Source organism: Pseudomonas sp. EpS/L25, from assembly GCF_001512295.1.
Lineage (GTDB): Bacteria > Pseudomonadota > Gammaproteobacteria > Pseudomonadales > Pseudomonadaceae > Chryseomonas.
Map to the genome: position 1 here is coordinate 632167 of NZ_LNUP01000002.1, position 13714 is coordinate 645880.

Genomic DNA, 13714 nt, shown 5'->3' on the forward strand with positions numbered 1-13714 from the left:
ACCCTCGGGCCGTCCCCTCTCCCGCCGGGAGAGGGCTGGGGGGAGGGTGGCTCCAGTTTGGCCTGGGCTCAGCCCCCTACAGGAAGCAACGGCGGGACGAGAGCTCAGAGCTTGTCCACCAGCGCCACGGCCTCGCGGCTGGCCTGGTCGCGCGAGGCCTGGTCGACGTCGGGACCGAACAGGGTCTTTTCCAGCACCACGGTGTGCGTCCGGTCGATGCCGACCATCTCGCACCAGGTCCGCAGATAGGATTCCTGGTGCTCCTGGCGATCCAGGGCCGCGCCGCGAGCGGCGATCACCAGCGCCTGGCGGCCACCGAGCAGGCCGTTGAGGCCGCGCTCGTCGAAGGTGAACAGCAGGTCCTTCTGGCTGACCACGTCGAACAGCTGCTTGAGCTTGTAGGGAATGCCGAAATTCCAGCAGGGCACGCCGAACAGCAGCACGTCGGCGGCCTTGAAGCGCTGCGCCAGCTGCTTGGCGACCGTCCAGGCATGCTCCTGCTCGGCGCTCAGGGCTTGACCCTGGATGCCGGCGTACTTGGCGTCGAGGATGGGGCCGTCGAATTCCGGCAGGGCGCAGTGCCAGACGTCGAGGATGTCGACCTCGCCATCCGGGTGCTTGCCTTGCCAGGCCTGGACGAAGGCGTTGGCGACTTCCAGGGAGGCGGAGCGATCCTGGCGGGGCGAACCTATCACGTGCAGCAGACGAGGCATGGGCAGATCCTGGGGTGATGGGGATTGCGATAACTATAATCGCCTCGTCAGAGTGCGCCAGCCAGGAACGGGGTAGGCCGATGGATGGTCTGGAGCAGGCGAGATGCCGTGCGCGTTGTAGGGTGGACAACGGCGCAGCCTTGTCCACGCGTCCGGCATGGCACAGAAAACGCTGCGCGGTTTTCCACGCTCCGGGCCCTCACCCCAGCCCTTGCCTCCTTTCCACCTCAGGCCGAACCGGCCTCCGTACGCAGCGCCGGACCGCGCAGGCCGGGCAGGGCGTCGACCAGCAGGAAGACCAGCAGACTACCGCCCAGCACCGGCAAACACAGCCCGAGTGCCAGGGCCACGACCGGCACCAGCAGACGCGACAGCGGCGGCAGCTGGCGCCAGAGCCCGATCAGGCCGGGTTGCGCCGGATCTCGGGTGGGCCGACGGCGCCACCAGAGCAGGTAGCCCCAGACCGTCATCACCAGCAGGCCGAGGGCGATGGCCACCAGCACCAGCTGGTTGGCCAGGCCGAATAGCACGCCCATGTGGGCATCGATGCCCCAGCGGGTCAGCTTGGCTGGCAGGGAGTACTGGGCGAAGCGCACCTGATCCACCACCTTGAGGCTGGTCGGGTCGACGGCGACGGCGTCGACCTGGGTCGGCCAACGGCGGTCGATCTCGCTGACGGTCCAGGCTTTGTCGGCGCTGCGGGCCGGGCGGATTTCCACCTTGCCGGCATCGATCCCGGCGGCGCGGGCGCTGGCCAGTACCCGGTCGAAGGTGGAGGGGGCCAGGGGGGCGGCCATGGCCATGGGCATGGCGCCATGGCCGTGGTGGTCGGCGTGCTCGTCGTGGGCCACGGCGGGTGCCGGCGTGGCACCCAGGGCGGTCTTCACGCTCGGCGTCGACCAGCCATAGTGGGCACGCAGGATGCCGATGTTGTCGCCAGCGAAGCGCGACCAGGTCAGGCCGGTGGCGGAGAGAAACAGCAACCCGCCCAGCAGCCAGATGCCGGTGCTGGCATGCAGGCCGCGCAACTCCCGAGCCGGGCGGCGTTGGCGACGGCGTACCAGCCAGAGCGTGAGACCGCCCAGGGCGGCGACCCACAGCCAGGAGGCGGCCAGCTCGCTGTAGAGGCGGCCGGGTTCGCCTAGCAGCAGGCTGCGGTGGAACTGATCGATGGCGGTGCGCAGCGGCAGGATGCCGCTGGTGCCATAGACGGTCAGGTCGCCCCGGATGGCGCCGGTGACCGGATCGACGAACAGCGCGCGATGGGCCGATTCGCCCAGGGAGGGATCGTTGAACATCACCCGGGTGGTATCGCCCGCGGCCGGCGCCGGCCGTACCGCGCCCAGGGTCAGGGTCGGGCCGGCCACCGCCTGGGCGGCGCGGATCTGTTCGGCCAGTGGCAGGGGTTCACCGCGACTGGGGGTATGCAAGGCCTCGGCGTAGAGGCGGGCTTCCAGTTGCGGGGTGAGGGCGTAGAGCAGGCCGCTGGCGGCGGCCACCAGCAGGAAGGGGCCGACGAACAGACCGATCAGGAAATGCAGCCGCGCCAGCAGCTGCAACAGCGGCCCCGGTTTGCTGGCCGGAGCGGAAGAGGACGAAGTCATAGCGTTCACCACGGAGCGGCGCGCGGCCAGAGGGTGGCCACGTGCGGAATGACGGAAAAGGAGGACGAAGGTTTCCGTAGCCGAGGTGTCAGGGGGCCTGGGGGTGGAGCGCGGAGCGCCGCGCCCGGGGCGGGGGCGGCAGGGCGTTCCGATAGCGGCGCCGGTGGGGATCGCTCGGGCGCAGCAGCCACTGCAGCAGGATGGTGGCCAGGGTGGCGAGCAGCAGGGTGGCGGCGAACACGCAATCGCCGGTGGGGGAGAGCGTCGTGACGCTGCCGCCTGGCGCCTGGGCGTGCATGCCGGCCATGTCCGCGGGCATGGGCAGCGCCTGGGCATCGTGGTGATGCGCGTGCGCCTGGACGCCGCTGGGCGGCAGCGGCTGGGTGAAACGAGCCAGCATCTGGCCATGCCCCAGGGCGCAGACGAGTCCGTTCAGCAGGATGCAGGCGAGCAGCATCCAGGCGAGCGAAGCGCGCGGGGAACGGACGGTTTTCATGGCGGTGGACTGTATCATCGTCGCCGCGGGCACACAGCCCACCCGGACGGACGCAAGCCTCGCCTGCGCCGAAATGTCGCGCTCCCGATTCGCCAGCAGAACGATCCGCAACGGATATGAACCACGCCTTGCCCCTTCCCCTCGAGCGGGTGACCTGCGCCGAACCCCAGGTGCTGGCCTTCCTGCTGGCGAACCAGCGCCAGCTGTTCGCTGGTCGGTTGGCCTCGGGGGCAGTGCCGGCGGATCTGCGCCTGTTCAGCGAGCACTACGGGAGGGGTCGCGGTTGCCTGCTGCTGGTGCGCGATGCCGCGGGTGAGCCTGTCGCCAGCATCGCCTATCGACCCTATGACTGCCGCTTTCCGCAATTGGCCTACGTCGGGGAACGGGTGGTCGAGGTGGCGCGGCTGTTCGTGGCGCCGCAGTACCGCCGGCAGGGCCTGGCGCGCCGGCTGTTCCAGGCACTACTGATCGAGGCGGCGCACGATGGGGTGGAGCGCCTGTACCTGCACACCCATCCCTTCCTGCCTGGCGCCGAGGCTTTCTGGCTCGGCCAGGGCTTCCAGGTCGTCGCGCGGGAGACGGCCTTGCCCTGGCTGACCCTTCACCTGGATCGGCGGTTGGCGGGCGCTCAGGCGTCCGCCGGCCCCCGGCACAGCAGATAGGTATCCATGATCCAGCCGTGCTCTTCGCGAGCCGCGCTGCGCACCCGGTGGATGTCCTCGGCTACCTCCTGCAGCGGTCCGGCGATGAGGATCTCGTCCGCCGTGCCGACGTAGGCTCCCCAATAGATGTAGAGATCGGGCTCGTCCAGGCGGCGATAGGCCTCGTGGGAGTCGAGCATCACCACCAGGCTATCGAGGTGCTCGGGGAAGCGTTCCAGACGCCGGCCGGGGGTGATCTCCAGGGCCTGGCCGATGCGATTGAGTGGCACCCGGTGGCGCGCGGCCAGGGCCTGGACGCTGGAGATGCCGGGGATCACCTCGTAGTCGAAGTCCAGCCGGCCTTCGCGCTTGATCGCCGCCAGGATGCGCAGGGTGCTGTCGTACAGCGCCGGATCGCCCCAGACCAGGAAGGCGCCGCATTCGTCGTCCGCCAGCTCGTGCTCGATCATCTCCACCATCAGCGCCTGCTTGGCAGCGTTGAGGTCGTCCACCGCCTGGCGGTAGTCGCCTTCGCGGCGGCGCTCGGGAATGGGCGCGGTGACGAAGCGATAGTCCGCCTGGCGGATGTGGCGAGCGCAGATGGTTTCGCGCAGGTGGATCAGGCTGTCCTTCTCCGTGCCCTTGTCGAACAGGAAGAAGGTACTGGCGCGATTGAGGGCGGAGACGGCCTGGAGGGTAAGGTAGTCGGGATCGCCGGCGCCGATGCCGATGACCAGTAGGGTTTTCATGAGGTTGTCTCGACGGTGGACGTGGCCATCAGTGTAACCAGGGATGTCGCTTTGGTAGAGCCGTGCACAATCGCCATGCTAGGTTCGACCGGTTTGCCTGCCACGGTACTGGGGGAGTCTTGGGGATGATGGGAAGCTGGCGACGGATACCCCGCGGGGTCTGGATACTGGGCGGGGTGAGCCTGTTCATGGACATCTCCTCGGAGATGATCCACAGCTTGCTGCCCCTGTTCCTGGCCACCGGCCTGGGCCTGAGCGTGCTCTACATCGGCATCCTCGAAGGGGTGGCCGAGGCGACCGCGCTCATCACCAAGATCTTTTCCGGCGTACTCAGCGACTACCTGGGCAGGCGCAAGGGCCTGGCGATGCTGGGCTATGGCCTGGGCGCCCTGAGCAAGCCGCTGTTCGCCCTGGCCAGCGGTGCCGGCCTGGTGTTCGGCGCGCGCTTCATGGATCGCATCGGCAAGGGCATCCGCGGGGCGCCGCGTGACGCCCTGGTGGCCGACGTCACGCCGCCGGAGATCCGTGGCGCCGCCTATGGCCTGCGCCAATCGCTGGACACCTTCGGCGCCTTTCTCGGCCCGCTGCTGGCGGTGGGGCTGATGCTGCTCTGGGCCAATGACTTTCGCGCGGTGTTCTGGGTGGCGGTGATCCCGGCCTTCATCGCCGTCGCGCTGCTGTACTTCGGCCTGGACGAACCCAAGGCGGCCATCGTCCAGGCGCGCACCAATCCACTCACCCGCAGCCAGCTGCGCAAGTTGCCGGCGGCCTTCTGGCAAGTGGCCCTGCTCGGCGGCGTCTTCACCCTGGCGCGCTTCAGCGAGGCGTTCCTGGTGCTCAAGGCCGAGCAGGTTGGGGTGCCCCTGGCGCTGGTGCCGCTGGTGATGGTGGGCATGCACCTGGTGTTCTCGCTGTCGGCCTATCCGCTGGGAGCGCTGTCCGACCGGGTCGGTCACCGCACGCTGCTGGCCTGGGGACTGGTCCTGCTGATCCTGGCTGACCTGGCGCTGGCCTTCAGCAGCAACTGGACCGGCCTGGCCGTGGGCATCCTGCTCTGGGGGCTGCACATGGGCATGACCCAGGGCCTGCTCGCCGCCATGGTCGCCCGCACCGCCCCGGCCGAGTTGCGCGGTACCGCCTTCGGCCTGTTCAACCTGGTCAGCGGCATCGCCCTGTTGCTGGCGAGCACCATCGCCGGTGCGCTCTGGCACTTCCTCGGCGCCGCCGCCACCTTCCAGTTCGGCGCCCTGGCGGCGGTGGCTTCCCTGCTGGTGCTGGCGGCCTGCCGCCGCAGCGTGGCGCCGATCACGGGCTAGTCGAACAGGGGCCGCAGATAGGGCGCCGTGGGGCTGGCGGGATCGTCCGCCACCGCGCGCGGCGTGCCGCTGGCGACGATACGGCCGCCCGCCGCGCCGGCGCCGGGGCCGATGTCGATCAGCCAGTCGCTGCCGGCCACCACCTGCAGGTTGTGCTCCACCAGCACCACCGTGTTGCCTTCATCGACCAGGCCGTGCAGCTGGCGCATCAGGCGCTCCACGTCGGCTGGGTGCAGGCCGGTGGTGGGTTCGTCCAGCACATAGAGGGTGGTGCCACGACTGGTGCGCTGCAGCTCGGTGGCCAGCTTGATGCGCTGGGCCTCGCCGCCGGAGAGTTCGGTGGCCGGCTGGCCCAGGCGCAGATAGCCCAGCCCGATATCGGCCAGCACCCGCAGTGCGCGCGCCACCGGTGTTTCATCGGCGAAGAAGACCAGGGCCTCGTCCACCGTCAGACCCAGCACCTCGGCGATGGTCTTGCCCTGCCAGCGCACCTCCAGGGTCTCGGGGTTGTAGCGCGCCCCCTGGCAGGTGGGGCAGGCGGCATACACGCTGGGCATGAACAGCAGCTCGACGCTGACGAAGCCTTCGCCCTCGCAGGTCGGGCAGCGGCCCTTGGCGACGTTGAAGGAGAAGCGTCCGGCGTCGAAGCCTCTTTCCTGCGCCTCGGGGGTGGCGGCGAACAGCTTGCGCACCCCGTCGAACAGGCCGGTGTAGGTGGCCAGGTTGGAACGCGGGGTGCGGCCGATGGGCTTCTGGTCCACCGGGACCAGCCGGCGTATGCCGCCAAGGCCATCGACCACCTGGCCGGTGGTGGCGGGCAGGGCGTCGCCGTCCAGTTCCGGAGCCTCGTCGCCGTCTTCGGCGGCGCGCTGGCCCAGCTCGGCGCCCACCAGTTCCAGCAGCGCCTGGCTGACCAGGCTGGACTTGCCCGAGCCGGAAACGCCGGTCACCGCCGTCAGGCAGCCCAGGGGAAAGGCGGCGTCCAGCCCCTGCAGGTTGTTGCGGGTGACCCCGGCCAGCCGGAGCCAGCCCTGGGGTTCACGCGGTGGCCGGGTCTCCCGTTGCGGTGCGGCGAACAGATAGCGTGCCGTCACCGATTCCTCGACCTCGGCGAGGCCCGCGGGCGGACCGCTGTAGAGCACCCGGCCGCCGCCTTCGCCGGCCGCGGGGCCGACGTCCACCAGCCAGTCGGCGCGCTTCATGGTGGCCAGGTCGTGCTCCACCACGAACAGCGAATTGCCCTGGGCCTTGAGGCCGTCGAGGGACTCCAGCAGGGCTTCGCCGTCGGCGGGATGCAGACCGGCGGAGGGTTCGTCCAGCACATAGACCACGCCGAACAGCTGCGACACCAGCTGGGTCGCCAGGCGCAGCCGCTGCAATTCGCCGGAGGAAAGGGTGGTGGTGCTGCGCTCCAGCGCCAGGTAACCGAGTCCCAGGCGGGTCAGGGTCTGCAGTCGTTCCAGCAATTCGCTGGCCATGCGCTGGGCGGCCAGGCGTTTTTCCGGGGACAGATTGGGGGTGCGGCGCACGTCCGGCGCGCCGGCGTGGTCGCTGCCACCGGCGGCCTTGCGCCGGGCGCGATCCTGCTGGCCGGCCTTGGCGTCCAGCACTTCCGCGTCCTTGGTCTCGTCGAAGTCGCCGGCAGCGACCCGGCGCAGCAGCACGCTCAGGTCGTCCAGCGGCAGGCGCGACAGCTCGCCGATGTCCAGGCCGGCGAAGGTCACCGAGAGCGCCGCCCGGGTCAGGCGCTTGCCGTGGCACAGCGGGCAGGTCTGGCCGATCATGAAGCGCGCCGCGCGCTGCTTCATCTTGGCGCTCTGGGAGTTGGCGAAGGTGTGCAGCACATGGCGCCGCGCCCCGGTGTAGGTGCCCTGGTAGCTGGGCTCGGCCTTGCGCTTGAGCGCGGCGCGGGTCTGCTCGGGGGTGAGGCCGGCATAGACCGGTACGGTGGGCTGCTCCTCGGTGAAGAGGATCCAGTCGCGTTGCTTCTGGGGCAGGTCGCGCCAGGGGATATCGACGTCATAGCCCAGGGTCACCAGGATATCCCTCAGGTTCTGCCCGCCCCAGGCGGTGGGCCAGGCGGCGATGGCGCGCTGGCGGATGGTCAGCGACGGGTCCGGCACCATGGAGGCCTCGGTCACCTCGTAGACCCGGCCCAGGCCGTGGCACTCGGGGCAGGCGCCCTGGGGCGTGTTGGGCGAGAAGTCCTCGGCATAGAGCATCGGCTGGTCGGCCGGATAGCGGCCGGCGCGTGAATAGAGCATCCGCACCAGGCTGGACAGTCCGGTCACGCTGCCCATGGACGAGCGACTGCTGGGCTGGCCGCGTTGCTGCTGCAGGGCCACCGCCGGCGGCAGGCCCTCGATGGCCTCCACCTGGGGCACCCCGACCTGGTCGATCAACCGTCGGGCATAGGGCGCCACGGATTCGAAGTAGCGCCGCTGGGCCTCGGCGTAGAGGGTACCGAAGGCCAGCGACGACTTGCCCGAGCCGGACACCCCGGTGAACACCACCAGGGCATCGCGGGGGATGTCTACGTCGACGTTCTTCAGATTGTGCTCGCGGGCACCGCGGACGGAGACGAAACCGGGACGGGGGGAGGAGGGCATGAGCGCAGTACAGCCTTGTTCAGGAACGTGCAGAATCGGACCCTATGAGGTAGTAAGAGTCACTACTCAGATCGAATTTTTGGTCTGGGAACGCCTAAAGCCGCTCCAGTCCGTCCCAATGACTGACCACGATTGGAAACTCTCTCGGGTCCAGCAAGCCAATTTCCTCCAAGCGATAGGACATCTTGCCGAAGTTGCAGGCAGCACAGGTCACGACCAGATTATCCAGCTCGTTGGTACCGCCTGCGGAATGGGGCACGACATGATCGTACTGGGCCCATAACGCCTGGAAGCCCGCATGCTGAGAGGCATTCGTCCTGCCCCAGCTGACGGCATCGGGATACAGCGCGACCACCTTCTTGCGAATTTCCGCGCGAATCACGGGTAGCCCACAGAAGCGGCAGTGAAAACCGTCGCGCTGATGAAGGCAGCGGATCTGAGAGCCGGTAGGCATCCTGGCCTTGACGGGCATCGTGATAGGTACGGGCGGCAACCTGGTCACCGTCACGTAAGGACTGGCCCGGCCCCAGATGGACTCCAGCCACTGCCGCGAAATCGAACAGTCCGCGAGCGTGAACAGCCTTGCTGCGTCCAGTGCATAGCCGGCGTGGTGCGCGGATACCGCGGCGTCCAGATAGCGTGCTACATCGAGAAGCGCGGGAATGGGCGGGCGAAAGCAGCGCTTCAGCGTTGTCACCTGCAGGTCGCTCAAAATCTACCCCAGGGGTCTGTTGGCTTGAACAGCAACGAGGTGCGACCTATCACTGAGCCAAGATTTCCCGATACCGTTTCGAGTACTCCTCATAGGACAAACCTTGCCCCTGAAGCGCCTGGATCTGGGCCTCCTTGGACAAGCTGCCAGGCGCTGGGATGGAAGAGGACACTGGATACCGGGCGGCGAGTGCGCTGGCACCGCGGGGAAACAACTCGTCGGCGAGCTGGTTGATCTTGTTTTCGGCGTCAATGAACTTGTCCGGTCGGCCAGAGCCCCAGCGTGAGTCGTATACGGCCTGGCCAATCTGGCGTCCGTTTTGAAACACACGGATATCGGCGAACTTCATGTACAGCGCCAGATCCCAGCCCCAGGTGGCGGTGTAGGTGGTCGAAAGCTCGCACTCGCCGGGATTGGAACCGGCAGATAGTGGCCTGACCTTGAATCCTTTCTGCTGCAGAGCCTTGACATAGGTCGTATTGAAGCCTGATCTCAGTCCTGCAGCGGGGATGGTACACATCTCGGAAGAGCTCGCCGCGGACAGCTCTGCAGGAGCTACCTGCTGTTTGATACTGCAGCCGCCGAGCAACGCAGCCAAGAGAATGATCGTCCTTTTCACTGGAACCTCCTTGTAAAAACGGAAGTTTAAGTGCCGGATGACGTTGTTGCCGCTGAAACTGGCAGACGGGCAAAAGGAGGGGAAGAGCGGTAACAGGTGCCGGTGGCATCGCTACATCCCCTCCTGGATCATTCGCGGTTCTGGCTGTCCGTCTGGTACCCGGACCGTGCACCTTCCGGCGGCATAGCCTTGCCGACGTCAGTCCTGCGCATGCTCCAGCGCATAGCGCCGGCAGTGCTCCAGGTAGCCCATCTCGTGGGCGCCCACCAGTTGCACCACGCTGCTCCACAGCCAGGAGGGCGCATCCAGGGTTCGGGTGCGGTTGCGCTGCAGGTCGCTCATCCACTCCACGCGGGTCGCGAGGTCCATCTGCCGGGCGTGGGCGCGGCCCACCACCCGCGCCAGATAGGCCGCCGCGCCCATGGCCTCGCGGGCGCTGATCTCGTCCAGCTCCAGCTTGAGATCCTGGGGCAGCAGCTCGCGGATGAAGAAGGAGTGCTCCAGCAGGCGCACCGCCAGCATGCGATTGCCCAGGGCAGGGGAGAGCTGGCGCGCGCCTTCCACCACCCGCTTGCCGTTGTCGCGCGGCATGGCGGCGTGGGCGGCCCGTGGTGCGGCGGCGGCCACCGCCTGCTTGACGTCGATCAGGCAGAAGTCCTGGTCGTCGCCATCATCCACCCCCAACAGCACGGCGTAGCGTCTCAGGCCCAGGGAGCTGCAACCCTTGACCCAGTAGGCGCTGTCGAGCAGCTCGACGCGGCTGTCGTGACTGCGGCCCTTGAGCGAGGTCACCAGGGCGTGGATACCCGGCGTCTGGCACAGTTCGGCGATGGCTTGGCGCTCGGCCTTGCTCAGTTGCCAGAAGTGCTTGCCCAGTGGCAGCTTGGGCCGGGTGTTCTCCATGCGCTCGCGGGCCAGGTGCTTCCAGGTGCGCTGCACCGCGCTGCGCATCCCGGCCTTGACCTGGGCGGGGCGCGGCACCTCGCGCTCGAGATCGTCTTCGAAGGCGATTTCGTAGCCGCGCATCATCTCTTCCAGCATCCGCGCGGTGGTCACCCCTGGCAGATCGGAGCCGCGCGCCGCGGTGGCCAGTGACAAAGCCAGCCGCACCAGGTCATGGGCCGGATTGCCCACCACGGTCTGGTCCAGGTCACGGATGTTGACGTCGGTGGCGCCCTTGAGGTCGCCAGTCGGGCCCAGGTTGCCGGCATGGCAATCGCCGCAGATCCACACCGCCGGTCCATTGGGCAGGTTGCGCCCGGGCTGGCTGTGCAGCCACTCATAGAATTGCACGGTGCTGCCGCGCACATAGGCGTGGGCGGAGCGGGCCATCTTCAGGTTGCGCAGTTGGTTGAGGCGGGGCAGGCGATCGGCGGGGCGAGGGGTAGTCATGCAAGCGAAGCCTTGAGGGGGACGCCTGTGTGACCGCTTCGCTGGGTGAATGTTGCAAGGTATTTCGGGGGCTTGCACTGGTAGGTGAGTTTTAGGTCCGAGATTTTCAGAAAGCAAAATATTAGAGGTGCTTTATGAAACCATTAGTCGAGTATTGTTGTGGAGCAGTTGGATCGATCATTGCTCAATATGAAATGACTAAAGTTTTAGGGCATTCTGCGACTATGGGCTCTACACGTGAGAAGCTCATTCAGGATTTTCTCATTGCACATCTGCCTCAGATGACTAATGCCGTAAGTGGAGTTATTGTAGATTCAAGCGGGGCTCGCTCAAAGCAGCAGGATATAGTTCTTGTGCTCAAATCTATACCAAGGTTGCCCTTTGCTAGCGGTCACGACTTGATACTTCAGGAGGGCGTGGTTGCTACTTTTGAGATAAAAACAGAGATAACTCCATCATTGCTTGAAGATGTTTTTGAAAATATAAAAAGTGTAAGGGGTCTCAAGTCTAGCTCTCTTGGGGGAGCTAAGCTTGGTGATGCTACCTGGCCGTATGCAAGAATATTGACGGTGGTAATAACGTATGGTGGATCAAGCTTGGACAGCATTTTACGTAAATTTGATGATTTTTCTGATTCTTCCATTCCTGATGTGTATTTGGATTTTAAGAAGGGGATTCTTATTAGGAATGAGGGGCTTATCTATCCTGTTAGTGGGTCTGGGTCATATCTTGTTTATGACGATCCCTCTGTTGGGCTTGCGCGTCTTCTTACAATTCTTTCTAAAATTACAGGCTGCTTGCTGATGAGGGACGTTAAGTGGGATGACTACGTTGATTGAAATCTTGTGTTTTAGTTGGTGTTGTATTTTGTTTGATTTTGGGTCGGTGATTTTTCTTGGTAGCCTATACTTGGTGTTTGGTAAAGGTCTGACGCCTGAGTTTTTGAGTGGCAGGTTGTTTCGTAACGGAGGTTGCTGCCACTCTCTAACTTTCAGCAGCGGAACTGCCCGATCTGCCGATTCAGGTCCTGGGCCAGGGCGTCCAGGGATACCGCCGTCTGCACCGTCTCGCCAATGGCTTCGCTGTTCTGCTGGGCCATCTGGGCGATGCGTTCGACGTTGCGCGCCACGTCGTGGCTGGCGGCGGTCTGTTCGCGCAGGGCGAGGGAAATCTGGTTGACCACCCGCACCACGTTGTCCGACGAGCTGTTGATGCTGACCACCGCCTCGCCGGCCTGGTTGGCCAGGTCCACCCCTGCGTTGACCTGGCGCACGCCCACGTCCATGTCGGCCATGGCGGCATGGGTGGCGGCCTGGATCTTCTCGATCATGGCGGCGATCTCCTGCGTGGAGTTGGCGGTGCGTTGCGCCAGCTGCCGAACCTCATCGGCCACCACGGCGAAGCCGCGTCCCTGTTCCCCGGCCCGGGCTGCTTCGATGGCGGCGTTGAGCGCCAGCAGGTTGGTCTGGTCGGCGATGCCCTTGATCACGCTGACGATGGAAGAAACGCGCTCGGCGTGCCCACCCAGCTCGCCGATGCGGTCGGCCGAGGACTGCACGGTGCCGGCGATGGACCTCATGCTGTCCACCGACGCCTGGATGGTGCGACCGCCATCCTGAGCCAGGCGACCGGACTGGCTGGACAGGTCGTGGGCCTCGTTGGCGTTGTCCGCCACGTGATTGATGCTCACCGTCAGTTCCTCGACGGTGGCGGCCATGCTGGAGGCGGCGCTGGACTGCTCCTGGGCGGCGGCGGAGAGCTGCTGCGAATTGGCCGAGATGCCCTGGGCGGCGGCGACCAGCTGGTCGGTGCCCTGCTTGATGCGCTGGATCATCTCGCGCAGCTTCTCCTGCATCAGGCCGAAGGCGCCGAGCAACTGGCCCACTTCGTCGCCACCACTTTCGCTGATGGGCGAATCCAGGCGGCCGTCGGCGATGTTGCGCGCCACCGTCACCGCCTGGGCCAGGCGACCGACGATGGTGCGCGACAACGACCAGGCGATGCCGAGGGCCAGCAGGGCGGCGATCACACCGCCGACGATGAGCGTCAGCATGGCCTGGCGCTTGGCGTCGTCCATGGACGCGGTACGGGCATCCAGCAACTGCGTCTCGCGGGCCTTGATTTGCCCCAACAGCGCGCGCATGGCGTCCATCTTCGCCTTGTCCTGGGCAGTGGCGATGCGGGCGGTGAGGACGTCCAGGGACAGGGTGCCGGCGTTGACCTGCCGGCGCAGGGCGAGGATCTGCTGCACCGAGTCGCCATTCCAGGCCGCCTTGTCCGCGCCGAGCTGGGTCAGGCTGCGCTGCTGCTCGGGGTTGTCATGGGTGAGCTGGATCAGCTCCTGCAACTGCTCGGCGAACAGCCGCTCGCCTTCGTTCAGCGGTGCGAGGAAGTCGTCCTTGCCGGTCAGGGCGAAGCCGCGCATGCCGGTCTCCATGTTGACCAGTGCCAGCAGCGCGGCATCGGAGTCCTGCAATACCTCGTAGGAGTGGATGTTCTGCCGGACCGCCGAGTTGACCTCGGTGAAGCCCCGGCTGGCGGCGAGGATCAGCGCCAGGATGATGACCAGGATCGCGCCGAAGCCGAGGTTGAGTTTGTTCGAGATAGTCAGGCGTTTCAGCATGGGAATCCTCGCGCGGTGGCGGTACGACGATGCGGACGGTTCTGGCAGGCAGCGGCGCCCAGGCGTGGCGTACGCGGCCTGGTCGGTGTCTGGACCGTGCGTTGAAAGGAGAGGCGTGCCCGGCCAGCAGGTGCTTGCCAGAGCCGCAGGACCCGTTTTTGGAGGGAGCGCTCTGGAAAAAGTTTTCTGTGACACAGTGCGCGCTTTCGTCGCGCGTGGCGGCAAGTGAAGCCTTCGCGA

12 protein-coding genes and 1 pseudogene are annotated in these 13714 nt (G+C 66.3%); 3 read left to right on the forward strand and 10 right to left on the reverse strand.

The genetic code is table 11. From position 1 onward, the window contains the following. Window positions 1-104 precede the first annotated feature (104 nt). From AR540_RS04100 to AR540_RS04110, 3 genes are all read right to left on the reverse strand, one after another. A complete protein-coding gene (locus AR540_RS04100; RefSeq protein WP_059226564.1) occupies window positions 105-713 on the reverse strand; it encodes an FMN-dependent NADH-azoreductase in 609 nt (202 codons plus the stop codon). Between the two features lie 227 nt (window positions 714-940). Next, on the reverse strand, window positions 941-2317 hold the full coding sequence (locus AR540_RS04105; RefSeq protein ID WP_059226565.1) for a PepSY-associated TM helix domain-containing protein: 1377 nt from the start codon (window positions 2315-2317) through the stop codon (window positions 941-943). Between the two features lie 88 nt (window positions 2318-2405). Continuing rightward, on the reverse strand, window positions 2406-2813 hold the full coding sequence (locus AR540_RS04110; RefSeq protein WP_059226566.1) for a hypothetical protein: 408 nt from the start codon (window positions 2811-2813) through the stop codon (window positions 2406-2408). A gap of 128 nt (window positions 2814-2941) precedes the next feature. On the opposite strand from AR540_RS04110, the gene AR540_RS04115 reads away from it, so the two are divergent. Further along, on the forward strand, window positions 2942-3475 hold the full coding sequence (locus AR540_RS04115) for a GNAT family N-acetyltransferase (protein WP_236712003.1): 534 nt from the start codon (window positions 2942-2944) through the stop codon (window positions 3473-3475). On the opposite strand, the gene cobF is transcribed toward AR540_RS04115, so the two are convergent. Next, on the reverse strand, window positions 3442-4203 hold the full coding sequence (gene cobF / locus AR540_RS04120) for a precorrin-6A synthase (deacetylating) (protein WP_059226568.1): 762 nt from the start codon (window positions 4201-4203) through the stop codon (window positions 3442-3444). The two genes, AR540_RS04115 and cobF, sit on opposite strands and share 34 nt — an antisense overlap. Before the next feature lie 125 nt (window positions 4204-4328). Between cobF and AR540_RS04125 the strand changes: the two genes are divergently transcribed. Beyond that, the gene (locus AR540_RS04125) at window positions 4329-5519 is read left to right on the forward strand and encodes an MFS transporter (protein ID WP_059226569.1); all 1191 of its coding nucleotides are present in this window, start codon (window positions 4329-4331) and stop codon (window positions 5517-5519) included. On the opposite strand, the gene AR540_RS04130 is transcribed toward AR540_RS04125, so the two are convergent. The 4 genes from AR540_RS04130 to AR540_RS04145 all read right to left on the reverse strand — a co-directional run bounded on the left by AR540_RS04130 (window position 5516) and on the right by AR540_RS04145 (window position 10851). Continuing rightward, window positions 5516-8128, reverse strand: coding sequence for an excinuclease ABC subunit UvrA (locus tag AR540_RS04130; RefSeq protein ID WP_059226570.1), 2613 nt, complete (start codon window positions 8126-8128; stop codon window positions 5516-5518). The genes AR540_RS04125 and AR540_RS04130 overlap by 4 nt on opposite strands. 94 nt (window positions 8129-8222) lie before the next feature. Next, entirely contained in the window at window positions 8223-8840 is a 618-nt protein-coding gene (locus AR540_RS04135) for an HNH endonuclease (RefSeq protein WP_236712004.1), read from the reverse strand. 49 nt (window positions 8841-8889) lie between these two features. Then, window positions 8890-9459, reverse strand: a complete 570-nt coding sequence (locus AR540_RS04140) for an Sbal_3080 family lipoprotein (RefSeq protein WP_059226572.1) — start codon at window positions 9457-9459, stop codon at window positions 8890-8892. A gap of 198 nt (window positions 9460-9657) precedes the next feature. Beyond that, window positions 9658-10851: a DUF2252 domain-containing protein gene (locus AR540_RS04145; protein WP_059226573.1), complete on the reverse strand. Its 1194-nt coding sequence runs from the start codon at window positions 10849-10851 to the stop codon at window positions 9658-9660. A gap of 134 nt (window positions 10852-10985) precedes the next feature. Here AR540_RS04145 and AR540_RS25195 point away from each other — a divergent pair, with 134 nt between their 5' ends. After that, window positions 10986-11690 (forward strand): DUF6602 domain-containing protein, encoded by a 705-nt coding sequence (locus AR540_RS25195; RefSeq protein ID WP_153014164.1) that lies wholly within the window; start codon window positions 10986-10988, stop codon window positions 11688-11690. 152 nt (window positions 11691-11842) lie between these two features. Here the strand turns inward: AR540_RS25195 and AR540_RS26345 are convergent, their stop codons facing one another. Together AR540_RS26345 and AR540_RS26350 are read right to left on the reverse strand one after the other, a co-directional pair. Beyond that, a complete protein-coding gene (locus AR540_RS26345) occupies window positions 11843-12706 on the reverse strand; it encodes a methyl-accepting chemotaxis protein (protein WP_442963763.1) in 864 nt (287 codons plus the stop codon). Beyond that, window positions 12698-13474 (reverse strand): annotated as a pseudogene (locus AR540_RS26350) (CHASE3 domain-containing protein); the annotation flags it as partial. The pseudogene AR540_RS26350 and the gene AR540_RS26345, both read right to left, overlap by 9 nt. Window positions 13475-13714: the final 240 nt, after the last annotated feature.